22 protein-coding genes are annotated in these 25,909 nt (G+C 74.0%); 11 read left to right on the top strand and 11 right to left on the bottom strand.

Annotated elements, in window-relative coordinates; all coding sequences use genetic code 11:
* Positions 1-9: 9 nt before the first annotated feature.
* Together H596_RS0113385 and H596_RS21540 are read right to left on the bottom strand one after the other, a co-directional pair.
* Complete coding sequence (locus H596_RS0113385) at positions 10-4,890, bottom strand: PAS-domain containing protein (protein ID WP_027285324.1); 4,881 nt, start codon at positions 4,888-4,890, stop codon at positions 10-12.
* On the bottom strand, positions 4,887-5,981 hold the full coding sequence (locus tag H596_RS21540) for a COX15/CtaA family protein (RefSeq protein ID WP_037301400.1): 1,095 nt from the start codon (positions 5,979-5,981) through the stop codon (positions 4,887-4,889). The genes H596_RS0113385 and H596_RS21540 overlap by 4 nt, the downstream gene beginning before the upstream one ends.
* A 108-nt stretch (positions 5,982-6,089) precedes the next feature.
* On the opposite strand from H596_RS21540, the gene H596_RS0113375 reads away from it, so the two are divergent.
* The 7 genes from H596_RS0113375 to H596_RS0113345 all read left to right on the top strand — a co-directional run bounded on the left by H596_RS0113375 (position 6,090) and on the right by H596_RS0113345 (position 13,033).
* On the top strand, positions 6,090-6,806 hold the full coding sequence (locus H596_RS0113375) for a glycosyltransferase family 2 protein (protein WP_027285323.1): 717 nt from the start codon (positions 6,090-6,092) through the stop codon (positions 6,804-6,806).
* Positions 6,803-7,486, top strand: a complete 684-nt coding sequence (locus tag H596_RS0113370; protein ID WP_027285322.1) for a TVP38/TMEM64 family protein — start codon at positions 6,803-6,805, stop codon at positions 7,484-7,486. The genes H596_RS0113375 and H596_RS0113370 overlap by 4 nt, the downstream gene beginning before the upstream one ends.
* A 66-nt stretch (positions 7,487-7,552) precedes the next feature.
* Complete coding sequence (locus H596_RS0113365) at positions 7,553-8,992, top strand: FAD-linked oxidase C-terminal domain-containing protein (protein ID WP_027285321.1); 1,440 nt, start codon at positions 7,553-7,555, stop codon at positions 8,990-8,992.
* Complete coding sequence (locus H596_RS0113360) at positions 8,992-10,158, top strand: FAD-binding protein (RefSeq protein WP_037301397.1); 1,167 nt, start codon at positions 8,992-8,994, stop codon at positions 10,156-10,158. The genes H596_RS0113365 and H596_RS0113360 overlap by 1 nt, the downstream gene beginning before the upstream one ends.
* Positions 10,159-10,279: 121 nt before the next feature.
* Positions 10,280-10,693, top strand: coding sequence for a hypothetical protein (locus tag H596_RS0113355; protein ID WP_027285319.1), 414 nt, complete (start codon positions 10,280-10,282; stop codon positions 10,691-10,693).
* Positions 10,694-10,702: 9 nt separating this feature from the next.
* Complete coding sequence (gene glcF, locus H596_RS0113350) at positions 10,703-12,010, top strand: glycolate oxidase subunit GlcF (RefSeq protein WP_027285318.1); 1,308 nt, start codon at positions 10,703-10,705, stop codon at positions 12,008-12,010.
* 39 nt (positions 12,011-12,049) lie between these two features.
* On the top strand, positions 12,050-13,033 hold the full coding sequence (locus H596_RS0113345) for a Bug family tripartite tricarboxylate transporter substrate binding protein (protein ID WP_027285317.1): 984 nt from the start codon (positions 12,050-12,052) through the stop codon (positions 13,031-13,033).
* 175 nt (positions 13,034-13,208) lie between these two features.
* On the opposite strand, the gene H596_RS22990 is transcribed toward H596_RS0113345, so the two are convergent.
* Positions 13,209-13,991: an EcsC family protein gene (locus H596_RS22990; protein WP_051212989.1), complete on the bottom strand. Its 783-nt coding sequence runs from the start codon at positions 13,989-13,991 to the stop codon at positions 13,209-13,211.
* 50 nt (positions 13,992-14,041) lie between these two features.
* Here H596_RS22990 and H596_RS21530 point away from each other — a divergent pair, with 50 nt between their 5' ends.
* Entirely contained in the window at positions 14,042-14,611 is a 570-nt protein-coding gene (locus H596_RS21530; RefSeq protein ID WP_051212987.1) for a tetratricopeptide repeat protein, read from the top strand.
* A gap of 5 nt (positions 14,612-14,616) precedes the next feature.
* Here H596_RS21530 and H596_RS0113330 read toward each other — a convergent pair whose 3' ends face one another.
* Genes H596_RS0113330 through H596_RS0113310 form a run of 5 tightly spaced genes read right to left on the bottom strand, consistent with a single transcriptional unit; the run spans position 14,617 to position 17,891 of the window.
* Positions 14,617-15,603: a magnesium transporter CorA family protein gene (locus tag H596_RS0113330; protein ID WP_027285316.1), complete on the bottom strand. Its 987-nt coding sequence runs from the start codon at positions 15,601-15,603 to the stop codon at positions 14,617-14,619.
* Positions 15,604-15,661: 58 nt separating this feature from the next.
* The gene (mtnC, locus tag H596_RS0113325) at positions 15,662-16,327 is read right to left on the bottom strand and encodes an acireductone synthase (RefSeq protein WP_027285315.1); all 666 of its coding nucleotides are present in this window, start codon (positions 16,325-16,327) and stop codon (positions 15,662-15,664) included.
* A gap of 47 nt (positions 16,328-16,374) precedes the next feature.
* A complete protein-coding gene (locus H596_RS0113320; RefSeq protein WP_027285314.1) occupies positions 16,375-16,914 on the bottom strand; it encodes a 1,2-dihydroxy-3-keto-5-methylthiopentene dioxygenase in 540 nt (179 codons plus the stop codon).
* Positions 16,915-16,942: 28 nt separating this feature from the next.
* Positions 16,943-17,557, bottom strand: a complete 615-nt coding sequence (locus tag H596_RS0113315; protein ID WP_027285313.1) for a methylthioribulose 1-phosphate dehydratase — start codon at positions 17,555-17,557, stop codon at positions 16,943-16,945.
* A gap of 52 nt (positions 17,558-17,609) precedes the next feature.
* Positions 17,610-17,891, bottom strand: a complete 282-nt coding sequence (locus tag H596_RS0113310) for a twin-arginine translocase TatA/TatE family subunit (RefSeq protein ID WP_027285312.1) — start codon at positions 17,889-17,891, stop codon at positions 17,610-17,612.
* A 326-nt stretch (positions 17,892-18,217) separates the two neighbouring features.
* Here H596_RS0113310 and H596_RS0113305 point away from each other — a divergent pair, with 326 nt between their 5' ends.
* Positions 18,218-19,234, top strand: a complete 1,017-nt coding sequence (locus tag H596_RS0113305; protein WP_027285311.1) for a TerC family protein — start codon at positions 18,218-18,220, stop codon at positions 19,232-19,234.
* A gap of 62 nt (positions 19,235-19,296) precedes the next feature.
* On the opposite strand, the gene hrpB is transcribed toward H596_RS0113305, so the two are convergent.
* Positions 19,297-21,738, bottom strand: a complete 2,442-nt coding sequence (hrpB, locus tag H596_RS0113300) for an ATP-dependent helicase HrpB (protein WP_245584012.1) — start codon at positions 21,736-21,738, stop codon at positions 19,297-19,299.
* Positions 21,735-22,751 carry a zinc-binding alcohol dehydrogenase family protein gene (locus tag H596_RS0113295; RefSeq protein WP_027285309.1) on the bottom strand — a complete coding sequence of 339 codons (1,017 nt, stop codon included), beginning with the start codon at positions 22,749-22,751 and terminating at the stop codon, positions 21,735-21,737. Before H596_RS0113295 ends, hrpB begins: the two co-directional genes overlap by 4 nt.
* Positions 22,752-22,868: 117 nt before the next feature.
* On the opposite strand from H596_RS0113295, the gene H596_RS21525 reads away from it, so the two are divergent.
* On the top strand, positions 22,869-23,864 hold the full coding sequence (locus tag H596_RS21525) for an MBL fold metallo-hydrolase (RefSeq protein WP_051212985.1): 996 nt from the start codon (positions 22,869-22,871) through the stop codon (positions 23,862-23,864).
* On the opposite strand, the gene H596_RS0113285 is transcribed toward H596_RS21525, so the two are convergent.
* Complete coding sequence (locus H596_RS0113285; protein WP_027285308.1) at positions 23,834-24,535, bottom strand: response regulator transcription factor; 702 nt, start codon at positions 24,533-24,535, stop codon at positions 23,834-23,836. The genes H596_RS21525 and H596_RS0113285 overlap by 31 nt on opposite strands.
* Before the next feature lie 176 nt (positions 24,536-24,711).
* Between H596_RS0113285 and H596_RS21520 the strand changes: the two genes are divergently transcribed.
* Positions 24,712-25,899: a GTP cyclohydrolase II gene (locus H596_RS21520; protein ID WP_037301394.1), complete on the top strand. Its 1,188-nt coding sequence runs from the start codon at positions 24,712-24,714 to the stop codon at positions 25,897-25,899.
* Positions 25,900-25,909: the final 10 nt, after the last annotated feature.

Below are 25,909 nucleotides of genomic sequence, written 5' to 3'. Positions count from 1 at the left end.
CGATCCGTTTCAGGCGTCGGGGAGGAGGGAGGCGGCGGGGAAGCGCAGCAGCGCGCGGGTGCCGCGCTGGGGTTCGCTCTCCAGCGTCAGGCTCGCGCCCTGCGCCTCGGCCAGCACGCGGCAGAGATAGAGGCCGAGCCCCGCGCCCGGGTAGCGGCGGGCGAGCTGGCTGTCGAGCTGGGTGAAGGGCTCGAAGACGCGCGAGAGATCCGCCGCGGCGATGCCGATGCCCGTATCGGCCACCTCGATGGTCACGCCGTCCTCGCCCTGCCGCAGCGAGAGGCTGACCTCCCCGCCCGCCGGGGTGAACTTCAGCGCGTTGTTGACGAGGTTGATCAGCACCTGGCGCAGCCGGCGCTCGTCCGCCCGCAGCCGGGGCGGCCGCTCGGGCAGGCGCAGCGAGAGGCTGAGGCCCGCCTTCTCCGCCGCCGGGCGCAGCATGCGCTCCACCCCCGCGAGCAGCGGGCCGAGCGCCACCGCCTCGAGGCTCACCGGAAGCTGCCCGCTCTCGGCGCGGGTGACGTCGAGGATGTCGTCGATCAGCGAGAGCAGATGCCGCCCCGCCTCCTGGATGGCGCGGGCGAACTCCTCGGTCTGCTCGGGCGGCGCATCGGCGCGCAGCACCTCGGAGAAGCCGATCACGGCGTTCAGCGGCGTGCGCAGCTCGTGGCTCATGGTGGCGAGGAAGCGGGATTTGGCGAGGCTCGCCGCCTCCGCCGCCGCGCGCGCGGCCTCCAGCTCCTCGCGGATGCGGCGGTCCTCGGTCACGTCGGTGTAGGTGAGGACGAAGCCGCCATCGGGCGTGGGGTCGGAGACGACTTCGAGGATGCGCCCGTCCGGGCGGCGGCGCACGGAGCTGTGCGGCACGTCGCGCCGCCGCGCGAGGATGGCCGCCATGCGCGCCTCCGCCGCGGGGCCCTCGCCGTAATCGCCGCGCGCGTGCATGTACGCGACCATCTCGCGCTCGCTGAGGCCGGGCCGCATCATCCGCTCCGGCAGGTCGAGCATCTCGAGCAGCTTGTCGTTGCGCGCCACCAGCCTGCCCTCCCGGTCGAAGAGCACGATGCCGTGGCGGATGTTGCCCAGCATCACGCCGAGGATGGCCGCGCGCTCGGCGGCCTCCTGCTGCGCGCGGGCGAGCGGCGTCACGTCAGTGAGGGAGATCACGAAGCCGCCGTCCGGCGTGGGGTCGGAGGCGTAGTTGAGCACCCGCCCGTCGCCCGTCACCCGGCGGTCGCGGTGGGGCAGGCGCCGGTCGAGGCTGCGCAGCCGCTTCCAGTGCTCCTCGCCCGTCTCGCCGGGGCCGAGATTGCCGCGCGCCCGCTGCAGGTCGAGGATCTCGTGGAAATGCCGGCCGACGAGCGAGTCGAGGTCGGGCAGCGCCATCATCTCGGCGGCGAGCCGGTTGAAGGCGGCCAGCCGGTGCTCCCTGTCGTAGAGCAGGATGCCGGAGCTGTTGTTGTCCAGCATGGTGCGCAGCAGCCCGGCGCGGCGCTCGGCCTCCGCCTCGGCCCGCGCCAGGGCGGTGACATCGGCGATGGAGACGACGAAGCCGCCATCGGGCGTGGGGTCGGAGGCGATGTCGAAGCGCCGGCCGTCGGGCAGGGTGCGCTGGGTGCGGTGCGGCCGGGTGCGGTCCACGGCGAGGAAGGCGCGCTCCGTCGCCGCCCCGCCCTCGGCGTCGGCGTACATCCCGCGGGCGCGCTGCGCGGCGAGGATCTCCACATGCGGCGTGCCGGGGCGGGAGAGGAGGTCGGGCACGCCCATCAGCTCGCCCGCCAGCGCGTTCGCCGCCACCAGGCGGTGCTCCCTGTCGTAGAGCACGATGCCGTGGCGGTTGTTGTCGATCATCGCCTGCAGCACCAGGGCGCGGCGCTCCGCCTCCTCCTGCGCGCGCACCAGCTCCGTCACATCGGCGACCGAGACGGCGAAGCCGCCATCGGGCGTGGGGTCGGACTGCACGTCGAACACCCGCCCATCGGGATGGCGGCGCTGGTAGCGCTGCGGTACCGTGCGGTCGAAGCCGAGATAGGCGTCCAGGAATCGCGCCTGCGCCGCCGGATCATCGGGGTGCTCCCTCTGCGCCTGGCGGGAGAGCACTTCGCGCAGCGTCAGCCCCACCATGGCCTCGGCGTTCTCGAAGCCGGCGAGCTCCGCGGCGAAGCGGTTGGTGGCCACCACCCGCTGATCGCGGTCGTAGAGGGTAATGGTGTGGCGCGTGGCGTTGAGCGCGGCGGAGAGCACCTCGGCCCGGCGCTGCGCCGCCTCCCGCGCCTCCACGAGCTCGGTGATGTCCGCAATGCCCACCACATAGCCGCCGCCGGGGGCGGGGTCGGAGGAGACCTCGATGACGCGCCCATCCGCCCGGCGGCGCTGGTAGCGCACGGGGCGCGAGCGGTCGATGCGGTTGTAGGCGAGGCTCGGATCGAGGTTGAAGCCCTGCGGCCCCGTCGCCCCCTCCACGCGGCGCGTGGCCGCGACCAGCTCGGCATGGGTGAGGCCGACGATCTCCTCCGCCTTGCGGAAGCCCGCGATCTGCGCCGCGAGGTCGTTCGCGGCGATCACGCGGCCCTCGGCGTCGAAGAGCGTCAGCGCCTGGCGCGCGGCGTTGACGATGCCCGCGAGCATGGCGGCGCGGCGCTCGATCTCGGCTTCGGCGCGCACGCGCTCGGTGATGTCGGTCAGGGTCAGCACGAAGCCGCCGCCGGGCACGGGGCTCACCACGCCCTCGAGCTCCGTGCCGTCCGGCCGGGTGCGGCGGTAGCGGTGCGGCCTGTTCCAGTCCATCTCCGAGAAGCGCCGCAGATGCTCCTCGCGCGCCGGCCCCTCCCCGAACTCGCCGCGCTCGGCCTGCAGCCGCGTGATCTCGGCGCGCGGCGTTCCGAGCGGGATGTCGCCCACCCCCATCATCTCGCCGATCAGACGGTTGGCGGCGATCAGCCGGTGCTCGGCGTCGAACAGCGCGATGCCGTGGCGCATGTTCTCGAGCATGGCGCGCATCATCGCGTTGCGCTGCGCGAGCTCGGCCTGCGCGGCGGCCAGCGGCGTGATGTCGGTGAAGGTGCGCACGCAGCCGCCGCCGGGCGTGAGGTCGGTGCGGACCTCGACCATGGTGCCGTCCGGCCGGCGGCGGATGTAGGTGCCGTCCCCCTTCCAGGGTTCGCGCACCCGGTGGCGGAGATAGGCGTCGCGCGCCGGCCCCTCGCCGTGCTCGCCCAGCGCGGCCTGCATGTCGCGCAGCGTGTCGAAATGCACGCCCGGCTTCACCGCCTCGGGCGGCAGCCCGGCCAGCTTCGCGCCCAGCGCGTTGGCCACGCGCACATAGCCTTCCTCGTCGTAGAGGATGACGCCGTGGCGGATGCTGTCCAGCACCGTCTGCAGCGTGGCGGCGCGCGCGCTCGCCTCCTCCTCGGCGCGGACCAGGGCGGTCACGTCGCTGTAGCTGCGCACGAAGCCGCCGCCGGGCAGCGGGTCGGTGATCACCTCCACCACCGTTCCGCCCGGGCCGGGCCGCCGGTAGCGATCGGGGGCCTTGAGCGGGCCGTGGATGTGCGCCTGCAGCGCCGCCTCGTCCCCCGGGCGGCGCTCGTAGATGCCGCGGTCGAACTGGATGCGCCGCAGCTCGCTGACATGCACGCCGGGGACGAAGCGCTCGGCCGGCACGTCGCAGAAATGCGCGGCGAGGCGGTTCGCGAGCACCACCCGCCCCTCGGCGTCGAACATGGCGATGCCGTGCCGCGTGGTCTCCAGGGTGGTGGCGAGCTGCTCGGCCCGCGCGCGGGCCTCCGCCTGGGCGGCCGAGAGCTCGGAGATGTCGGTCACCACCACGGCGTGGCCGCCATCGGGCAGGGGCACGCTGTTGAAGGCGAGGATGGCGCCGTTCGGCCGCCGCCACTCGAAGCGCAGCGGGCGGTCCACGCGCTCCAGACGGGCCGCCACCTCCGCCTCGGGGTCCGCCTCGCCGAACTCGCCGGCCAGGGCGCGGCGCGTCAGGATGTCGCGCAGATGTTCGCCCACCCGGGCGGGGGTGTCGGCCAGGATGCGGTTGTAGGCGGCGTTGACGAAGCGCAGCACGCGGTCCGGCCCGTAGACGGCCACGCCGACGGGCAGCGCCTCCAGCATCGCCTCCTGCATGGCGGCGCGCTGGCGCGCCTCCTGCTCGGCCCGGCGCTCGGCGGTGATGTCCAGCACCTCCGCGAGCCAGCCGCCATCGGGCAGGCCCTGGTTGCGGATGCGCAGGACGCGGCCATTGGCGCGCTCGCGCTCATGCGTGGCGTCGCGCGGCGGGCGGCCCTCGCGCAGGTTGGCGAGCACGCGCGGCACATCCTCGGCCCGGTAATCGCCGGCCGCGATCTGCGCCTCCAGCAGGGACTGGAAGGGCAGGCCAGGCCGCGGCAGCGAGGCGGGCAGCCCCACCAGCCTGGGGAAGGTGGCGTTGAAGAGGCGCAGCCGCCCCTCCGGCCCATAGACCGCGACGCCGCTGCCCAGCCGGTCGAGCACGGCCTGGATGTCGCGCGCCTCGCGCTCGGCGGCCTCCAGCGCCTCGGCGACATCCCCGAGGTCGCGCAGCAGCGCGATCTGGCCGCCGCCGGGCAGCGGCGCCTCGGCCCAGGCGAAGCGGCGGCCGGCGGCGTTGGCGAAGCGCATGCCCGGTGCGAGCCCCTCGGGCGGCTCCCCGCGCCCGGGGCCGAACAGCCCGGCGGCGGCGAGGCGGCGCAGCGTCTCCGCCCGCCCGAGCCCGGGCGGCAGATCGCAGGGCCTTGTTCCCGCCGCCTCGTGCAGCGCGGGGTTGGCGTGGAACAGCCGGCCCTCGGCGTCGAAGGCGAGCAGCGGAAGCGGCAGCGCGGCCAGGACGCCCCGATGGAGATCCCAGGCCGCTTCCAGCGTCATGTCCGCGGCGCCCGCAGCCCGTGCCAGGCCACCAGCCCGGCGGCGAGCACCCCCACCGCCACCGTCTGGTGCAGGGTGCCGAGCCCCACCGGCACCACATGCAGCAGCGTCAGCACGCCCAGCGCGTATTGCGCGGCCACGGCACCGGCCAGCAGCCAGACCAGGCCGCGCAGCCGCCCCGGCGGCAGATGCCGCCAGGCCGCCAGCGCCGCGCCGGCCGCGGCGAGGCCCGTCAGCGTCGCCAGCAGCCGGTGGTTGAACTGCACCGCCGCGATGTTCGCCGTCAGGTTCTTCCACAGCGGCGAGAGGTCGAGATAGCCGGCCGGGATCAGCCGCCCGTCCATCAGCGGGAAGGTGTTGTAGGTGAAGCCCGCCCGGATGCCGGCGACGAAGCCGCCCGCGAGCATGGTCGCCACCGCCAGCCAGAACACGGCCTGCACCTGCCGGCGCACCCGCCCGCGCGCGGCCTCGGCCTCGGGCGGCAGGCGCTCGGGCGCGGGCCGCAGCAGGCCGAGCGCCGTCCAGAGGATCAGCCCGAAGAGCAGGAAGGCCATGGAGAGGTGCAGCACCAGCCGGTAGGGCGAGACGGCCGTGCGGTCCGCCTCGAAGCCGGAGGCGACCATGAACCAGCCGATCGCCCCCTGCAGCCCGCCCAGGAAGAACAGCAGCCACAGCCGCGGCATCAGCGCGCGAGGGATCGCGCCGCGCCACCACAGCCACAGGAAGGGAAGCAGATAGGCCAGCCCGATCAGCCGCCCCCAGAAGCGGTGGATCCATTCCAGCCAGAAGATGCGCTTGAAGCCTTCCATCCCGAATCCGGCGTTGAGCAGGTGGTATTGCGGGATGGTCCGGTAGAGGTCGTAAAGCCTCTGCCACTCCGCCTCCGAGAGCGGGGGCAGGGTGCCGGAGAGCGGCGCCCACTCCATGATCGAGAGGCCCGAGCCGGTCAGCCGCGTGGCGCCGCCGATGGCCACCATGATCCAGATGAGCCCCGCCACGGCGAGCAGCCAGAGGGCCACCGCGCGGGGGTTGTTGCGGTCGCCGCGCTCGGCCGGGGAGAGGGCGGGGAAGGTCCGTGCGTCGAAGGGCATGGGCCTCACATATTACGCCCACCCGCCCCGGTTAACCCATGGAAATGCACGCGCCGCGCGAATCCCCTTCCCTTGTGGCCGCCTGCCCGCGCTGGTAACGCCCCGCCGATGCTGGAAGCGCCCCGTGTCTCGGTCGTGATCCCCGTGCGCAACGAGGCGGAGAACATCGGCCCCCTGATCGGCGAGATCGAGGCCGCCCTGGCCGGGGTTGCGCACGAAATCCTCTGCGTGGACGACGGCTCGACCGACGCCACCCCCGCCATCCTCGCCGAGGCCGCGCGCGCCGCCCCCCTGCGCGTGCTGCGCCACCGCCAGGGCTGCGGCCAGTCCGCCGCGGTGATCACGGGCGTGAAGGCGGCGCGCGGCGAGTGGATCGCCACCCTGGACGGCGACGGGCAGAACGACCCGGCCGACATCCCCGCCCTGCTGGCCGTGGCCGCCCGCGAGGGGCCGCGCGTGCTGGTGGCGGGCCATCGCGTCACCCGCCGCGACGGGGCGGTGAAGCGCCTCACCTCGCGCCTCGCCAACCGCATCCGCGCCCGGCTGCTGCGGGACGCCACACCCGATTCCGGCTGCGGGCTCAAGGTCTTCCCGCGCGCGCTCTTCCTCGAGATGCCGCATTTCGACCACATGCACCGCTTCCTCCCCGCGCTCGCCCTGCGCGCGGGGGCGCGGGTGGTGAGCGTGCCGGTCAACCACCGGCCGCGCCGGCATGGGCGCTCCAACTACGGCACCTTCGACCGGCTGGCGGTGAGCGTGCTGGACGTGCTGGGCGTCGCCTGGCTGCAGCGCCGGGGCCGCCGGCCCGAGGTGATCGAGCCGTGACGCGCGCCGCGCTCGGCAAGCTGCTGCTGCTGGTGGCGGGGCTGGTGCTCGGCGGGCTGCTGCTGCGCGAGATCGGCGCCGCCCCCGGCACCGAGTGGGTGGACCGCTATGTGCGCGACCAGGGGCTGCTGGGCGAGACGCTCTTCGTGCTGGCGGGCGCGGCGGCCACGGCGGCCGGGATGCCGCGCCAGGCGGTGGCCTTCCTGGGCGGCTACGCCTTCGGCGCGGCGCTGGGCCTCGCGCTCGCGCTGCTCGCCACGCTGCTTGGCTGCGCGGGGGTGTTCTTCTGGGCGCGCGCCGTGGGGCAGGGCTGGGTGGAGCGGCGGCTGGCCGGGCGTTTCGGCCCGCGGCTGCGCCCCATGGTCGGGCTGCTGCGCGAGAACGCCTTCGGCGCGACGCTGGCGCTGCGCCTCTTTCCCGTGGGCAGCAACCTCGCGCTGAACCTGCTGGCGGGCATGGCGGGGGTGGCGGCCGCGCCCTTCCTGCTGGCCTCGGCGCTGGGCTACCTGCCGCAGACGCTGGTCTTCGCCCTGCTCGGCAAGGGGGTGCGGGTGGACGGGGCCTGGCAGATGGCGCTTTCGGCCGCGCTGCTGGCGGGGAGCATCGGCCTCGGCCTCTGGCTGATGCGCCGCCACCGCGCCGGGCGCACGGTGGAGGCCGGAGAGGCCGCGCCGCGCTGAGCGCCGCGCCTTGCGGCGGGGCGGCGGAGGCCGCATCTTCCGCCGCAGCCTCCCGGACCCCGCCCCATGATCCGACTGCCCGAGCCCAAGGCCGAGATCCTCGCCCGCCGCCCCGCCATCCTGGCCGATCTCGCGCGGCTGCTGCCCGGGGATGCGGTGATCGGCGAACCCATCCGCCTCAAGCCCTATGAGACGGACGGGCTCAGCGCCTATCGGCAGATGCCGCTCGCCGTCGTGCTGCCGCGCAGCACGGAGGAGGTGGCGGCGGTGCTGCGCTACTGCCACGCGAACGGCATCCGGGTGGTGCCGCGCGGGGCGGGCACCAGCCTCTCGGGCGGCGCGCTGCCGCTGGCGGATGCGGTGGTGATCGGCCTGATGCGGATGAACCGCATCCTGGAGGTGAACCTGCCCGACCGCTACGCGGTGGTGGAGGCGGGGGTGACCAACATCGGCATCACCAGGGCGGTGGAGGCCGAGGGCTTCTTCTATGCGCCCGACCCGTCCTCGCAGCTCGCCTGCATGATCGGCGGCAATGTGATGATGAACTCGGGCGGCGCGCATTGCCTGAAATACGGCGTGACGGCCAACAACCTGCTCGGCCTCACCTTCGTCACCATCGAGGGCGAGGTGCTGCGCATCGGCGGCGCCCATCTCGACGCCGCGGGCTATGACTGGCTCGGCCTCATCACCGGCAGCGAGGGGCAGCTCGGCATCGTCACCGAGGTGACGGTGCGGCTGCTGCGCTCGCCCGAGGGCGCGCGCGCCATGCTCGCCGCCTTCGATTCCGTCGAGGTGGCCGGCCAGGCGGTGGCCGCGATCATCGGCAGCGGAATCATCCCCGTCGCGCTCGAGTTCATGGACAAGCCCTGCATCCATGCCTGCGAGGCCTTCGCCCATGCCGGCTACCCGCTGGACGCCGAGGCCATGCTGATCATCGAGGTGGAGGGCTCGGAGGCCGAGCAGGACATGCAGCTCGGCATGATCCGCGACATCTGCGCGCGCTTCTCGCCGAGCAGCATGAAGCTGGCCGAAAGCGCCGAGCAGTCCCTCGCCATCTGGAAGGGGCGCAAGGGGGCCTTCGGCGCGGTGGGGCGCATCAGCCCCGACTATCTCTGCATGGACGGCACCATCCCCACGGGCGCGCTGCCCTTCGTGCTGAAGCGCATCGGCGAGATGAGCGCGCAATACGGCCTCGGCGTCGCCAACGTATTCCACGCGGGGGACGGCAACCTGCACCCGCTGATCATGTTCGACGCCAACGACCCCGAGAGCTTCCGCAAGGCCGAGGCCTTCGGCGCCGACATCCTGAAGCTCTGCGTCGAGGTGGGCGGCTGCCTCACCGGCGAGCACGGCGTGGGCGTGGAGAAGCGCGACCTCATGGGGGTGCAGTTCACCGCCGCCGAGCTCGATCTGCAGCGCGCCATCAAGTCCGCCTTCGATCCCGGCTGGCTGCTGAACACCGCCAAGGTGTTCCCGCTGACGGACGGGGAAAGGCGCGCGGCGTGATGCTCCCCGCCACCGAGGAGGAGGTCGCGGCCGCGCTGCGCGCCGCGGCCGCGGCGCGCGAGCCGCTCGCCGTCGAGGGCCATGGCACCAAGCGCGCCATGCTGCGGCCTGTCCAGGCCGCGCGCACCCTCTCCACCCGCGCGCTGACCGGCATCACCCTCTATCGGCCCACGGAGCTCGTGATCAGCGCCCGCGCGGGCACGCCCATCCCGGAGATCGAGGCGGCGCTCGCCGCGCACAACCAGCAGCTCATCGCCGAGCCGCCCGATCCGCGCCCGCTCTTCGGCGGCGATCTGCCCGCCACGCTGGGCGGGGTGGTGGGGGCCAATCTCTCGGGGCCGCGCCGCATCGCCTGGGGCGCGACGCGCGACCATGTGCTCGGCATCCGCGCCGTCACCGGCGAGGGCGAGGTGTTCCGCTCCGGCGGGCGGGTGCTGAAGAACGTCACCGGGCTCGACCTGTGCAAGCTGCTCACCGGCGCGCACGGCACGCTGGGCGTGCTGACCGAGATCACGCTCAAGGTGCTGCCCCGGGCCGAGACCTCGGGCAGCCTGGCCCTGCGCGTGCCGGACATCGCGGCCGGGGTGCGCGCTCTCTCGGCCGCGCTGGGCTCGCCCTTCGGCGTCTCGGGCGCGGCGCTGCTGCCCGCGGGGTTCGGGGCGCTGACGGGCTGCCTGGCGCTGGTGCGGGTGGAGGATCTCGCCCCCTCGGTGCGCTACCGGCTCGATCGGCTGAGCGAGACGCTGGGCGGCTTCGGCGAGGTCGCGCGGCTCGATGAGGCGGCCTCGGTGGCGCTCTGGCGCGCGGTGCGCGACGCCGAGCCGCTGGCCGCCGCGCCGGAGGAGGCGGTGTGGCGCCTCTCCCTCGCCCCCTCGGCCGCGCCGGCCGCCTGCGCGGCGCTGGGCGCGGCCTTCGGGGCGAAGCTGCTGCTCGACTGGGGCGGGGGGCTCGTCTGGGTGGCGGGGCCGGCGACGGAGGCGGCCCATGCGGCGGTGACGCGCGCGGCGGCGGGCGGCGCCTTCGCCCTGTTCCGCGCGCCCGAGGCGCTGCGCGCCGCCCTGCCCGTGCTGCCGGAGGAGGCGCCGGCGCTGGCGGCCATCGGCGCGCGGGTGAAGGCGGTGCTCGATCCGGCGGGGATCCTGAACCCGGGGCGGATGCGGGCCTGATCCGGGCGGAACACGTCCGCGGGGCTTTGCAAGCCCGGTTTGGCCGTCATATCCGAGCGCGGTGCTGGGTCTTGCGGCCCGCCCGTCGCGCCGCGCCCAGGCTCAGGAAAGGCCGCCCCGCATGATCTGGATTCCGCTCGCCCTCATGCTCGCCACCTTCACCCTGGCGCAGATGCAACGCTACGGCACCGCGCCGGGGCTGGGCTGGCTGCCCGCGGTGCTGCCCTACGCCTTCGCGGGCGCCGCCGCCTGGTTCGCCGCCGCCCTGCTGGCGACGGTGGAGATGACGCCGGCCGTGGTGGCGGTGATCGAGGCCGGGCGCGGCTTCGAGGCGCGGCATCCGGGGCTGGCGACGGCGCTGCTGGCGGTGCTGGGCGCGCTCCTTGCCTGCCTGGGCTTCGCGCGCGCCGCCTGGCGCGTCTCCGCGGCCCTGTGCGAGCGGCCGGAGAACGCCTATCACGTCGGCGTGGCGGGGCCGGCGGCGATGGGCGTGCTGGGGGCCCTGCTGCTCGCCCTCACCCTCACGCGCCTCTGACCCCGCCGGATGCAGACCAGCTTCACCGCCGAACAGCTCCAGGACCCGGACATCGCGGAGGCGAACAGGATCCTCCGCAGCTGCGTCCATTGCGGCATGTGCACCGCCACCTGCCCCACCTTCCTGCTGCTGGGGGACGAGCTGGATTCCCCGCGCGGGCGCATCTACCTCATCAAGGACATGCTGGAGAACGGCCGCCCGGCCACGGAGCTGGAGGCGCGGCACATCGACCGCTGCCTCTCCTGCCTCTCCTGCATGACCACCTGCCCCTCGGGCGTGCACTACATGCACCTGGTGGACCATGCGCGCCGCCACATCGAGGAGACCTACACGCGCCCCTGGCCCGAGCGGCTGCTGCGCCGCGTGCTGGGCGCGGTGCTGCCGCGGCCCGGGCTGTTCCGCGCGGCGCTGCGCGCCGCCCGGCTGGGCCGCCCCTTCGCGCGGCTGATCCCGGGCGGCTCGGCCACGGCGCAGCGGCTGCGCGCCATGCTCGCCCTCGCCCCCGCCTCCCTGCCGCCGCCGAGCCCGATGCAGGAGGCGCAGGTGCACCGCGCCCAGGGGCCGCGCCGCGGCCGCGTCGGCCTGCTGACGGGCTGCGCGCAGAAGGTGCTGAACCCCGCCATCAACGAGGCGACCATCCGCCTGCTCACGCGCATGGGGCTCGAGGTGGTGATCACCCCCGGCCAGGGCTGCTGCGGCGCGCTGACGCACCACATGGGGCAGCACGATCCCGCCATGGCCGCCGCGCGCGCCAACATCGCCGCCTGGTCGGCCGAGATCGCGGGCGAGGGGCTGGACGCCATCGTGGTCAACGCCTCGGGCTGCGGCACCACGCTGAAGGACTACGGCTTCATGTTCCGCACGGAGCCCGAGGCCGAGGCCGCCGCCCGCGTCGCCGCCCTCGCCATGGACATCACCGAGGTGCTGGACCGCTTCGGCTATGCGCCGACGCGCGAGCCGCCGGGCCTCACCGTCGCCTACCACTCCGCCTGCTCGCTGCAGCACGGGCAGAAGATCACGGCGCTGCCCAAGCAGCTCCTCGCCCGCGCCGGCTTCGCGGTGAAGGAGCCGGCGGAGGCGCATCTCTGCTGCGGCAGCGCGGGCACCTACAACCTGATGCAGCCCGAGATCGCCGGCCGGCTCCGCGCGCGCAAGCTCGAGAACCTGCAGCGCACCGGCGCCGAGGTGATCGCCGCCGGCAACATCGGCTGCATGACGCAGCTCGCCGGCGAGGGGATGGCGGTGGTGCACACGGTGGAGCTGCTGGACTGGATGGCGGGCGGGCCGCGCCCCGCCGCCCTCGACCGGCGCGGCTGAGGGGCGTATCTCCCGGGAAAACCCTCGGGAGAGAACGCCATGCGCCGCCGCGCCCTGCTCGCCACGCCCGCCCTGCTGGCCGCCGCGCCGGCCCTCGCCCAGCCCGCCTGGCCGGACCGGCCGATCAGCGTCGTCGTCGGCTTCCTGCCCGGCGGCTCGGTGGACATCGGCACGCGGCTGCTGATCGAGCGCATGGCCCCGCGCCTCGGCCCCCAGGCGCGCATGATCGTGGAGAACCGGCCCGGGGCGGGCGGTTCGGTGGGGGCGGAGTTCGTGGCGCGGCAGAACCCGGACGGGCATCTGCTCACCATGTCCTCCGCCTCCTCGCACGCGACCAACCCGGCCGCCCTGCCCGAGACGGTGCGCTACGATCCGGTGGCGGATTTCACGCACATCGCCATCCTGGGCGGCGGGCCGCTGGTGGTGGCCGTGCCGGGCAGCTCCCCGCACCGCAGCGTGGCGGAGCTGGCGGCCGCCGCGAAGGCCGCGCGCGCGCCGCTGCTCTGGGGCAGCTCGGGCTCCGGCGGCATCGGCCACCTGACGGGCGAGCTCTTCGCCCACCGCGCGGGTTTCCGGGGCGAATACGTGCCCTATCGCGGCGGCGCGGCCGTGCTGGAGGCGATGAAGAAGGCGGAGATCGACTTCTCCTTCGAAGTGCTGGCCAGCGCCCTGCCGCATCTGCGCGACGGCTCCTCGCGTCCGCTCGCCGTCACCTCCCGCGCGCGGCACCCGCAGCTTCCCGAGGTGCCGAGCCTGCACGAGGCGGGGCTCGAGGGCTTCGACATCATCACCTGGAACGTGCTGCAGGGCCCGCGCGGCATCCCCGCCCCCATCGTGGAGCGGCTGAACCGCGCGGCGATGGAGGCGCTGGCCGATCCCGAGCTGCGCCGGCGCCTCGCCGCCGCGGGCATCGACCCGGCCGAGCCCTCCAGCCCCGAGAGCACCCGCGCCTTCGTGGCGGCGGAGGTGGAGAAGTTCCGCTCCATCGTGCGCGAGACGGGGCTGCGGCTGGGGCGGGGGTGATCCGGCCGGCGCGACATGCCGCCCGCATCACGCCTGTGTGCCGCGGGCCTCATACCAGCGGCCGCTGATCTTAACTCCTGAAGCTGCGGTGCGGCCGCTGGCATGCCTGTGTTCTGGCGCGCAGCCGCCACGCCAACCCTGCGCGCGATACGGTCGGCATGTCATGCCGCCCGCATCAGCGCCGGAACCGCGCATCCTCCCCGCGGGCGCGGCGCTTCGCGTCCACCCGCGCGGCGAAGGCGCGGCGCGCGGCCTCGCGCCCCAGGGCGCGCTCCAGCGGCAGCAGATCGAACACCACCCGCGCCATGCGCTGGTAGAAGGCCATGTAGACGAGGTTGAGCCCGGCCCCCACCGCCGCCCCCACCAGCGGCGCGGCCTGGGCGCCGAGCTTCGTCACCAGCACCGGCGCGTAGCGCGCGATGACGGCGGCGATGAGCTGCGCCACCTCCTGCCCCGCCAGCCGCGTCATCCAGAAGGCGAGGTCGGCGTCGTCATCCTCCTCCAGCGGGCCGCCGAAGGCGAAGACCTCGATGCAGGCGCGCCGCACCTCCTCCGCGCCGAGATCGAGCCCCCGCGCCCGCGCGATGTCGGCGACCGAGCGCATGATGAGGCTGGTAGTGACCGGCAGCTCGGCCAGGGTGGTCGGCAGCCCGCCGAAGCCGCCCAGCGCGCCGGAGAGCGCGCCGGTGAGGCGGTAGGCCGCCCCGTGCTCGCGCCGCGTCTCGGGGTCGAGGCCGAGGATGGCGACGCGCCAGGCCAGCTCCAGCCCCTCGCGCGCGCGCTCGGCCGCGAGGCGCTGGATCTCCGGCGGCAGGCGCATCATGCCGCGCTGGACGGCGCTCGCCGCGCGGTCGAGGGCGGTGGTGAGCGCGCCGCGGGCCGCCAGATACTCCGCCGCCGCGCGGTCGAGCACGGCGTCGGGGTCGAGCGGCGCGGCGGGAATCAGGGCCTGGGTCACGGGCGCTCTTGGTCCTTGCGCGGGGGCGCGGGGGCGCGGAACATCCGGCCATGCGCCACGCCCTCGCCGCGTTGCTGTGCCTGATCCTGCTCGCGGGCCCCGCCGCGGCACAAGCCCCGTCAGGGCCCGGGGCCGCGCTGGCGCGCGACCTCGATCGCGCCTTCGAGGCGCTGCGCGAAGCCCCCGACGAGCAGGGCGCGCGGCTGGCCGAATCGGTGGTGCGCCAGCTCTGGGCGCGGCAGGCCACGGCGGCGGTGGCGCTGCTGCTCAACCGCGGCATCCGCAACCTGCGCGCCAGCAACCCGGCCGATGCGCTGGAGGATTTCGACGCGGCGATCGTGCTGGCCCCCGGCCTCGCGGACGCCTGGCACTGGCGCGCCCAGGCCCATGCGGCGGCGGGCGACGCGGCGGCGGCGGCGGCCGATCTGCGCGAATGCCTGCGGCTGGAGCCGCGCCACTTCCCCGCCCTCGTCACCCTCTCGCGCCTGCAGGAGGAGGCGGGCGACGCGCGCGGCGCGCTGCGCAGCTTCGAGGCCGCGCTGGCCATCCATCCGCGCCTGCCCGGCGGGGCCGAGCGGCTGCGCGAGCTGATCCGCGCGGCCGAAGGCGAGGAGATGTAGCGCCGCTACAGCCAGCCCTTGCGGCGGAAATACCAGATCGGCCCCATGGCGCTGGCCAGCATCATCACGATGGCGAGCGGATAGCCCAGGGTCCATTCCAGCTCGGGCATGAACTGGAAGTTCATTCCGTAGATGCTGGCGATCAGCGTGGGCGGCATCAGCGCCACGCTGACCACGGTGAAGGTCTTGATGATGTTCATCTGCTCGACGTTGATGATGCCGAGCACGGCGTCCAGCAGGAAGGTCGCCTTGTGGTTCAGGGAGTTGCCGTGCTCGGCCAGGCTGCGCACATCGCGCACCAGCGTCTTGAGCAGGGGCTGGTTCTCCTTGCGCACCGCGTTCGCCTTCTCGGCGCTGACGAAGGTGAGGATGCGGGTGAGCCCGAGCAGCGTCTCGGCGGTGCGGGCGGTCACCTCGCCCACCGTGCCGAGCGAGAGCAGGGCGGCGCGCAGGTCGCGGTCCTTCTTGTCCACCTTCTCGCCGCTGCGCGCGGTCTTGAAGGCGGCGTGCATGGCGCGGTCCATGTCCGCACCCGTGCGCTCCAGGATGTCGGCCAGCCGGTCCACGATCTGCTCGAACAGGTGCAGCATCACCGCGTCCGGGCTGGTGAGGAGCTGGGCGGGCGTGCGCTGGCAGCGCGCGCCGAACACCATGAAGGCCTTGGGCGTGGCGTGCCGGACCGTGACCAGCGCCGAGGGCGAGAGCACGAAGGTGATGGGGGAGGAGGCGTAGTCCTCCGTGTCGGCGCCGTGCAGGAAGCTCGCCGTGAGGAACAGCACGTCGCCCTCGCGGTAGAGGCGGGAGGAGCTTTCGATCTCCTGCATCTCCTCGCGGGTGGGAAGCTCGAAGCCCAGCGCGTCCTGGACGCTGCGCTCCTCCTCCAGGGTCGGGTTCAGCAGGTCGATCCAGACGGCGGCGCGCAGCGCCTCGGCCTCGCGCATGCCCTCGCGCAGGGCGAGCTTGCCGTTCTCGACGGTGTAGGTCGTGAGCATGCACGAGGCTCCGCGCTGTCGGGACGTGGGGGGCGTGTAGCGGTGGGCGGGCGGCCTGTCACCCGCCGAGGCGGGCTGTCACATCGTTGAAATCACGGGCTTCCGGGTGGCGGCCCGAAGGGGTGGTCCCGTCCTCGGGCCGGACGAGCTGGCAGGTGGCGAAGCCCGCGGCGCGGGCGGCGTCGAGCTCCTCCGCCACGTCGGAGAGGAAGAGGGCGGCCCCCGCCGGCGCGCCCCAGGCGGCGGCGATGCGCGCGTAGCTCTCCGCCTCGCGCTTGCCGCCCATGCGCGTGTCGAAGAAGCCCTCGAAGAGGGGTTCGAGATCGCCCGCCTCGGAGTGCCGGAACAGCAGGCGCTGCGCCTCCTCGCTGCCGGAGGAATAGACGGCGAGGCGCAGGCCGCGCGCCCGCCAGGCGCGCAGCGCCCCCGGCACATCGGGCCAAAGATGGCCGCGCAGCGCGCCCGAGGCGTAGCCCGCGCGCCAGATCAGCCCCTGCAACGCCTTGAGCGGCGTGGCCTTCACGTCGCGCGCCATCCACTCGCGCAGCGTGGCGAGGCGGTCGGGGCCAGGCACCTCGGCGAGAAGGGCCGCGACCTCGGGGTCTTCGCCATGCGCCGCGAGGAAGCCTTCCAGCGCCTCGGCGGCGTAGGGAAAGAGGGTGCGATGGACGAAGGCGATCGAGGTGGTGGTGCCCTCGATGTCGGTGAGCAGATGCGTGATCATCGGGGCGTCCGCGCGGGGGAGGCGGGGCCGCCGGCCCCGCCCCGAGACTATCCGACGACGACGGGAAAGCGCTCGGCCATGTCCGTGCCGGTATAGTGCGGCGTCCAGCCCGAGCTGTCGGTGAAGACGCGCAGCACGGTGAAGCGCGGCGCCTCGCCGCTGTCGAACCAGTGGCGGGTGTTCGCGGGCACGCTGATCAGGTCGCCCCTCGTGCAGTGGGCGTCATAGACCTTGCCGTTCATGTGCAGCACGAAATTGCCGGCACCCTCGTGGAAGAAGCGCACCTCGTCCTCGGTGTGGGTGTGCTCCTTGAGGAACTTGTCGCGCAGCGCGTCCTTCATCGGGTGGTCGGGCGTGAGCTGGATCACGTCCGCCGTGCCGGCCTTGGTCTCGGCCAGGAAGGCGTCGAGGCGCGGGCGATAGGCCTCGAGCACCTGCTCGGGCCCGGCGCCCTCGGGCAGATCGGCCACGGGCCAGCGCTCGAAGCGCACGCCCACGGCCTTGAGGGTGGCGGCGATCTCCTCCGGGTTCTCGGTGCGGAGCAGCTCGGCCTTGGTGTCGGCGTCCCAGACGGTGAGGCGGCTCATGGCGGTCTCTCCCTTCCAAGCGGGGTGGTCAGGGCAGGCGCGCGGCTTCGAGTTCGCAGGCCAGCATGAATTCGAGCGCCTCGAGGCGCATCAGCGCCCCCGGCATGTCCTCGGCCCAGACATATACGCCATGGCCGCGCAGGATGTAGCCCGGAGGATGCGCGGGGTCGGCATCCCAGACCTGTTCCACCCGGGCCTGAAGCCGCGCGATGTCCTGGTCGTTGTCCAGGATGGGCAGGCGGATGGCGGCCTCATGCGTGGCCAGGCCGGGGAAGGCCTTGAGCAGCTCATAGCCCGCGAGCAGCACATGGTCGCCGCGGCGGCGCGAGAGGGTGGTGGCGGCCACGGAATGCCCGTGCAGCGCCGCCCCCGCGCCGGGGAAGCGGCGGTAGATGCCGCAATGCAGCCCCGTCTCGGCCGAGGGGCGGAGGTTGGAGGCCTCCGGCCTGCCCTCGAGGTCCACCGTCATCACCCCGTCCTCGGGGATGAAGCCCTTGTGGACGCCCGAGCGGGTGATGGCGATGCGCCCGTCCGCGAGGCGCAGCGAGATGTTGCCGGCGGTGGCCGGAACCCAGCCGCGCGCGTCCATGCGGCGCCCGGCGGCGCGGATCGCCTCGATGGCCTCGATCGGAATGGGGGTCATGACATGCGAAAGGCCGGCGCGGGGGCGCGCCGGCCCTGGCGGGATGACGCGATCAGGCCGCGGGGCGCGGGCCCGAGGCGCCCTCGGGCTGGGCCTGGGCCGCCGTGGCGGTCGCGCCCTGCGGGCCGGGGATGGTGCCGGCCGGGGCGGCGGGCGGGGCGGATTCCGCCGTCATCGAGGCGTCGGCGGGCTTCTCGTCGTCCTTGATGTTCTTCTTGAACGACTTGATGCCGGTGGCGAGGTCGCCCATCAGGCTGCTGATCTTGCCGCTGCCGAAGAGCAGCAGCACGACGAGCAGAACGACCAACCAATGCCAGATGCTGAAGGAACCCATCGTCGCGCCTCGATCCCGTGAGAGCTTTTTCGTGCCGGGAAACTAGTGCGCGCGCGGCGCGAGCGCAAACCGTCCCGCGCCCGCCATGTGGGGCGGGGCGCGGCGCGATGCAATGAGGCCGCGCCCTTCTTCCGGCAGCGTCACGGATCGGTTCAGCCCCGGTTCAGTTCCCCCTTGCATCCGCGTTACGGCTGCGCCATGTAGCGGCGCGATCCGGGCCCCTCTGGCGGCTGGGCGGGCAATCCCCCGTTCACCGCGATGTCGGATCTTCCTGCCAACATCGCGGCGGCCAGGAAGCATTCGACCCGCCGCGGAGGAGAAGCGTCATGGAATTTCTGGCCCTCGAATGGGTCGGCAAGCCCATCTGGATGTGGGTGGGCTTCATCGCCGTCGTGCTCGCCCTGCTGGCCTTCGATCTCGGCGTTCTCAACAAGGAGAACAAGGAGATGGACATCAAGGAGAGCCTCGTGCTCTCCGCCTTCTACATCGGCTTCGCCATCGTCTATGGCGGCGCCATCTGGTGGGCCTATGAGGCCGGGCACATCACCACCAGCGACGGCACCCATGCCGGCATCACCTATTTCACGGGCTTCTTCATCGAGAAGGCGCTGTCCATCGACAACGTCTTCGTCATCAGCCTGATCTTCACCTACTTCGCGATCCCCCGGAAATACCAGTATCGCGCCCTGGTCTGGGGCATCATCGCGGTGATCGTGCTGCGCGGCGTCATGATCGGCGTCGGCGCCGCGCTGGTGCAGGAATACGACTGGATCCTCTACTTCTTCGGCGCCTTCCTGATCGCCACCGGCATCAAGATGCTGGTGGTGCCCGAAAGCGACCCGGACGTGTCGAAGAACCCGGTCGTGAAGTTCCTCAACAAGCGCATGCGCGTGACGAAGGAGCTGCACGGCCAGAAGTTCTTCGTGCGCGAGAGGGACGAGGCCAAGGGCCGGATGGTGCTGGCGGCCACGCCGCTCTTCGTCGCGCTCGTGGTCATCAACATCGCCGACCTGATCTTCGCGGTGGACAGCGTGCCGGCGATCTTCGCCATCACCACCGACACCTTCGTGGTCTATACGGCGAACATCATGGCGATCCTCGGCCTGCGCGCGCTCTACTTCGCGCTGGCGGCGATGGTGCACCGCTTCGAGTATCTGAAATACGCGCTCGCCATGGTGCTGGTGTTCATCGGCGCCAAGATCTTCTGGAACAACATCGTGGGCAAGCTCGACCCCGCGATCTCGCTCGGCGTCACGCTCGCGCTGATCCTGGGCGGGGTGCTCTTCTCGCTGTGGAAGACCCGCGGCGAGACCAAGGAGGCCAAGATCGCCGGCGCGGATTGATCCGCGCGCCAGGCGAGGAAGCAGGGGGGGGGCGGCGCCGCCGGGCGCCGCCCTTTTCGCGTTCAGACCGCCGAGGGATCCTCCGGCCAGTCATGCTTCGGGTAGCGGCCGCGCATGTCCTTGCGCGCATCGGCCCAGCCCGTCTTCCAGAAGCCCGCCAGATCCCGGGTGATGGCGATGGGCCGCCCGGCGGGCGAGAGCAGCGCCACCTGCAGCGGCACCCGCCCCTCGGCGAGCTTCGGCATCTCCCGCATCCCGTAGAGGTGCTGGGCGCGCGCCTCCAGCGTGGGAATCTCGGCCGTGTAGTCCACCGCCGCGCTGCGCCCCTGGGGCAGGGCGATGCGCGCGGGCAGCGCGGCGTCGAGCCGCCGGCGCAGCTCGCCCGGCAGCAGCGCCTGCGCCACATCCACGCCCTTGAGCTCGGCCAGCTTCGTCATTCCCGAGAGCCAGGGGGCGAGCCATTCCTCCGCCCGCGCGGCCAGGGCGGCGTCGCTCACATCGGGCCAGGGCTCGCCCTCCAGGGCGCGCATCCGCGCGATGCGGGCGCGGAGCTGCCGCGCCGATTCGCTCCAGTCGAGGTCGCGGAAGCCGCGCTCGGCGGCGGCGCGGGCGAGCGCGACGGCGATCACGGCGGGGTCCGCCTGGGGCAGCGGCGTCTCCTCCAGAACGAGGGGCCCGAACATCAGCCGCCGCCGCGCCAGCACCGCGCCCGCCCGCGCGTCGAAGGCCGCGCCCTCGACGGTGCGGAAACGCCCGGGGAAGCGCGCCTCCAGCGCGGCGCGGGAGATCGGCGCGGCCATGCGGATGCGCGCCTCCGTCCCGCGCAGTTCCAGGTCCGCCACCGCCAGCAGGGGGGATTTCGCCAGCGGGTCCGCCACGCTGAGCCGCGCGCCCTGGCCGGAGGCCATGCGGAAGGCGCCGTCCATCGCGCCGCGCTTCAGCGCGATCCGGTCCGGGAAGCCGGCGGCGAGCAGCGCGCCCGCATCGCCCTCGGGCGCGGTGTTGCCATGCACGCCGAGCCGCCGGCGGTGCAGCGCGGCGGTGCGGCGGATGGCGCGCAGCGCCTGGGGGTCCGCCTCCTCGCGGCCATGGCCGTGCAGCGCGTCGAGGCGCAGCGTGATGTCGGCCGGCGGCTCGCGCGTCTGTGCCCCGCGCGCGCTCGCGCGGCGCAGCGGGTCGCGCTCCTCCAGCAGCGCCGCGAGGTCGGCGGCGAGCGCGGCCTCGCCCTCGTTCTCCGCCGCCGCCATCATGCGCGCCAGGCGCGGATGCGCGCCGAGCCGCGCCATGCGCTGGCCCATGGCCGTGATGCGCCCCGCCTCGTCCAGCGCGTCCAGGTCGCGCAGCAGGGCGCGGGCGGCGGCCAGCGCGCCGGGGGGCGGGGGGTCGAGGAAGGGCAGGGTCGCGGGGTCCGCCCCCCAGGCCGCGCAGTCGAGGGCGAGGGCGGAAAGCTCGGATTCCAGCATCTCCGGCCGGTCCTGCAGGGCGAGGCCGCGGTGCAGCGCCTCGCTCCAGAGGCGGATGGCCACGCCCGGCCCGGTGCGGCCGGCGCGCCCCGCCCGCTGCTCGGCCGCCGCGCGGCTGATGCGCAGCGTGACGAGGCGCGTGAGCCCCGTCGCCGGATCGAGCCGCGGGGCGCGGCGGAAGCCGCCATCCACCACGATGCGCACGCCGGGCACCGTCAGCGAGGTCTCGGCGATGGAGGTCGCCAGCACCACGCGCCGCCGCGGGCCCAGGGTGAGGGCGCGGTCCTGCTCGGCGGGCGAAAGCTCGCCGTGCAGCGGCAGCACATCGGCCTCGATCCCGCCAAGGCGCTCGGCGGTGCGGCGGATTTCGCCCCAGCCGGGGAGGAAGGCCAGCACATCGCCGCCCTCGCGCGCCATCACGCCGCGGATGGCGGCGGCCATGGCCTCGGGCAGGTCGCGCGGGTCCTGGATGTCGCGCTTCGCGTGCTCGACGCGCACGGGATGGGCCCGGCCCGCGCTCTCGATCAGCGGCGCGCCCATGAGGTCGCAGAAGCCGCGCGCGTCCAGCGTGGCGGACATGGCGAGCAGCCGCAACTCCGGCCGCAATCCGCGCTGCAGGTCGAGGCAGAGGGCGAGGCCGAGATCCGTCTCCAGATGCCGCTCATGCGCCTCGTCGAACAGCACCCCGGCCACGCCCTCCAGCCCGGGGTCGGACTGCAGGCGGCGCACCAGCAGCCCCTCGGTGATCACCTCGACGCGCGTGGCGGCGGAGACGACGCGATCGAGCCGCGTGGCGAGGCCGATGGTTCGGCCCAGCGGCTCGCCCAGCGTCTCGGCCATGCGGCGGGCGGCGGCGCGGGCGGCGACGCGGCGCGGCTCCAGCACCAGAAGCCTGCCCTCGCGCGCCCAGGGCTCCTCGAGCAATGCGAGCGGCACGCGCGTGGTCTTGCCCGCGCCGGGGGGCGCGACCAGCACGGCGGTCGCGCCCTCGGCCAGCGCGGCGCGCAGGGCGGGCAGCGCCTCCTCGACAGGCAGGGTCAATCCGGCCAGCCCTCGGCCACCGCCTTGCCGATCATCCGCCCCTCCTCCACCAGCGCATGGCCGGCGAGCAGGCTCGCAGCGCAGATGCGGCCCAGGTTCCGGGTCAGGGTGGTGCGCAGCGCCCCCGCCTCCAGCAGATCGGCCAGCTCGTTCAGGATGGCGTGCTGACGCGCCATGTCGCGGGTTCGGAACAGGGCGCGGGCGAACATCCCCTCCCAGTGGAACCCCGCGGATTTGGCCCGCAGCCGCGCGATGTCGAGGCCCGGCGCCTCGTCTATGGCGCAGATCATCCCCTGCGGCGCCAGGATTTCGCACAGCGCGGGCCAGTGCCGCGCCGTCTGCGTGGTCGAGAAGATGCAGGGCACCGAAAGCCCCAGCGCCTTCGCTTGCGCGACGAGATCCCCCGCATGGTCCAGCACGTGCTGCGCGCCGAGTTCCCGGCACCAGGCCGCGCTCTCGGGGCGGGAGGCGGTGGCGACGACCGAGAGCCCCGTGAGCCGCGCGGCGAGCTGCACCGCCATGGAGCCCACCCCGCCCGCGCCGCCCAGGATCAGCACTGCCTCGCCCCGCCTGAGCGTGGCGCGCGGGATGCGCAGCCGGTCGAACAGCGCCTCGTAGGCGGTGAGCGTCGTCAGCGGCAGGGCGGCCGCCTCGGCGAAGGAAAGGGAGCGCGCCATGCGTCCGACGATGCGCTCGTCCACGAGCTGGAGTTCGGCGTTGCTGCCCGGGCGGTTGGGCACGCCGGCCCACACCACGCGGTCGCCGGGGCGGAAGAGGGTGCAGTCCGGTCCCGCGCTTTCCACCACGCCCGCGCCGTCGAAGCCGAGCACGCGCGGCTCGCCGCCCGGGTCGGCCTTGGCGCGCAGCTTCGCGTCCACCGGATTCACCGAGACGGCCTCGACCCGCACGCGCAGGTCGCGCCCCTGCGGAGCGGGCGGGGCGGGCAGCGTCACATCCTCCAGAGCGTCGGGTTCGCCGAGGGGGCGGCTGTGGCGGTAGGCGATGGCCTTCATGGGGCGGCTCCCTGCCGGCGACACGCGATGATGTCACACATGGTTACAAGATGAACGGGCTGACATTTCCCGACCGCCACAGTAGAACTTGCGCCACCGCAACGGGAGACGGTCCTCATGAACGAGAGCACGCTGCCCTTGGCCCGCCGCGCCGCGCTGCTCGGCGCCGCGGGCGCCGCCACCCTGGCCGCCCTGCCCGGCGCGGCCCAGGCCAACGGGGTTCCGCCGCAGCGCGGCCCGATGCCGCCGCGCTTCCACCGCCTCAAGGTGGGCGATGTGGAGGTGACCACCCTTCTCGACGGCGCGATGCAGGGCACCAACGCCAATATCCAGAACTTCTTCCCCGACAGCACCCCGGCCGAGATCGCACCGCTGCGCGAGCGCGCCTTCGCCATCGAGGCGGGGCTGCACCAGCCGGTCGGCGCCTATCTGCTCAACACGGGCCGCAACCTCGCGCTGATCGACTGCGGCGGGCATTCGAGCTTCATCCCCACCACGGGCCAGACGCTGGCCGCGCTGCGCGCCTCCGGCTACACGCCCGAGCAGGTGGACACGGTGCTGCTGACGCACATCCACCCTGAGCACGCGCTCGGCCTCAGCTATGACGGCACGACGCGCAACTTCCCCAATGCCGAGGTGGTGGTCACGCAGATCGACCACCAGTTCTGGACCGACCCCGCGATGGAGAGTCGGGTGCCGCAGGGCCAGCGCTTCATCGAGGCGGCGCGCCGCGCCATCCGCCCCTATCCGGGCCGCATCCGCACGGTCGAGATGCGCCAGGGGCTGGAGGTGATCCCGGGCGTTTTCCTGGAGCCCGCGCCCGGCCACACGCCCGGCCATGTCAGCTTCCGCGTCACCAGCCAGAACCAGTCCATCCTGATCTGGGGCGACATCGCGCACCAGATGGTGATCCAGCTCGCCCGGCCGCGCTGGCGCGTGGGCGTGGACGTGGATTCGGCGATGGGCGTCGAGAGCCGCGTGCGCACCCTGACCATGCTGGCCGAGGAGCGCATCCTGATGGGCGGCGTGCATGTGCCCTGGCCCGGCTTCGGCCGCATCATCCGGGACGGCGAGGGCTTCCTCTACGTGCCGCGCCCGGCGCAGTTCGCCTGACCGGAAGCGGGGGCGGCGCCGAGGCGGTAGCCGCCCTCCTCCGTCACCAGCAGCCCCGCGCCGCCCGGCGCGGCCTCGATCTTCCGGCGCAGCCGGTAGATGTGCGTCTCCAGCGTGTGGGTGCTGACGCTGCGCGCATAGCCCCACACCTCGCCCAGCAGCTCCGCGCGCGGCACGCTGCGCCCCTCGGCCCGGTGCAGGTGCAGCAGGATGGCGGCCTCCTTTTCCGTCAGGCGGATGCGCGGGCCCTCGGGCGCGGCGAGAAAGCGGCCGACCGGGTGGAAGGCGAGGCCGCCGAACGGGATGGTGGCCTCCGGCGAGGCCTCGAAGGCGGCCAGGGCGCTGCGCAGCCGGGCCACGAGATCGGGCAGGCGCAGCGGCTTGGGCAGGGCGTCCGCCGCGCCCTCGGGGGGGGTTGCAGCGCCGAGCACCAGCACCGGCCGGCCGGCCCCGGCGGCGCGCAGCCGGGGGGCCCAATGGGCGGGGCCCGGGGGGGCGTCGGCGTCGAGCAGCGTGGCCTCCAGCCGGCCCTCGGCGGCGGCGAGCCGCGCCTCGCCGGCCGAAGGGGGCTCGGGCTCGGCGCGGAACTCCGTTCCTTGCGCGAGCTGCGCCGGCAGCAGCGCGGCCAGCGCGGGATCCTCGGTCAGCAGCAGAAGGCGTCGCGCCGCCATGTCGAAACCGCCCCCTTCCCGACCGAATCCCCGCCCGCGCGGCGCGACCATACGCCCATGGGCCGGACCATGCGCCAAGACGAAGAAAACTTCATCCGCCCACCCTGGCAGTCGGCATCGGCGCGCCACATTCCGAAGGAACTCTGTCTGAAGCGTCGAAGGGAATGCCCTCTCACATGAACGCCCAAGCCGCCACTGCGGAGCGCCGCGAAGCCCCCCTTCCGCCCGAGGCCCTGGCCATGCGCGCGGTGCACCGCGCCGTCTCCGACCTGCGCCGGGGCACGCCGGTGCTGGTGCAGGGGGGCGCGGGGCCGGGGCTTCTGGTCGCCGCGGCCGAGACGGTGGGGGCCCAGGGCCTCGCCGAGATCATGGCCGCCGCCGCCGCGCCGCCGGTGCTGCTGCTCTCCCCCGTGCGCGCGGCCGCGCTGGCGCATCGCCCCATGCCCGCCCTCTCGGCCGATGGCGAGGCGGTGGCGCTGCGCCTGCCGGCGGAACTCGCCAGCCCCGAGCGGCTGCGCGCCCTGGCGGACCCGACGGCCGAGCTGCTGCTCGGCCCCGAGGGCCAGCCGGGAGAGCGCGCCCCCACCCCGGCGCTGGGAGCGCTCGCCCTTTCGCTCGCCAAGCTCGGCCGGCTGCTGCCCGCCCTGGTCGCCGCGCCCGCGCGCGAGCGGGCCTCGCCCCAGGGCGGGGCGATCATGGCGCTCGATGCGGGGGCGCTCGCCGCCTACCCGCTCTCGGCCGCCACCACGCTGCGCCGCGTGGGCGAGGCGCATGTGCCGCTGGAGGACGCGAAGGACACGCGCATCGTCGCCTTCCGCGCGGCCGATGGCGGCATCGAGCACTTGGCCATGCTGGTGGGCGCGCCCGAGCATCTGGTGGCCGAGGGCGGCGCGCCGCTCGCGCGGGTGCATTCCGAATGCTTCACGGGCGATCTGCTCGGTTCGCTGCGCTGCGACTGCGGGCCGCAGTTGCGCGGCGCGCTGCGCCGGATGGCGGAGGCGGGGGCCGGGGTGCTGCTCTACCTGGCGCAGGAGGGGCGCGGCATCGGCCTCGTGAACAAGCTGCGCGCCTACACGCTGCAGGATGCGGGGCTGGACACGCTCGACGCCAACCGCGCCCTCGGCTACGGGGCGGATGAGCGGAACTTCCTCGTCGCCGCCACCATGCTGCGCGAACTCGGCATCCCGCGCGTGCGGCTGCTCACCAACAACCCGGACAAGCTGGCGGCGCTGGCCGCCTGCGGCATCGAGGTGGCGGGGCGCGAGGCGCACGCCTTCGCGGGCAATGGGGTGAATGACCGCTACCTCGCCACCAAGGCGGAGCGTTTCGGCCACATGCTGCCGGAGGCCGGGCGGGAGGGCTGATCCGGGCGGC

The organism is Rubritepida flocculans DSM 14296 (genome assembly GCF_000425365.1).
GTDB lineage: Bacteria > Pseudomonadota > Alphaproteobacteria > Acetobacterales > Acetobacteraceae > Roseococcus > Roseococcus flocculans.
Note: the sequence above shows the minus strand (reverse complement) of the source record. Positions and strands in the feature narration are given on the sequence as shown.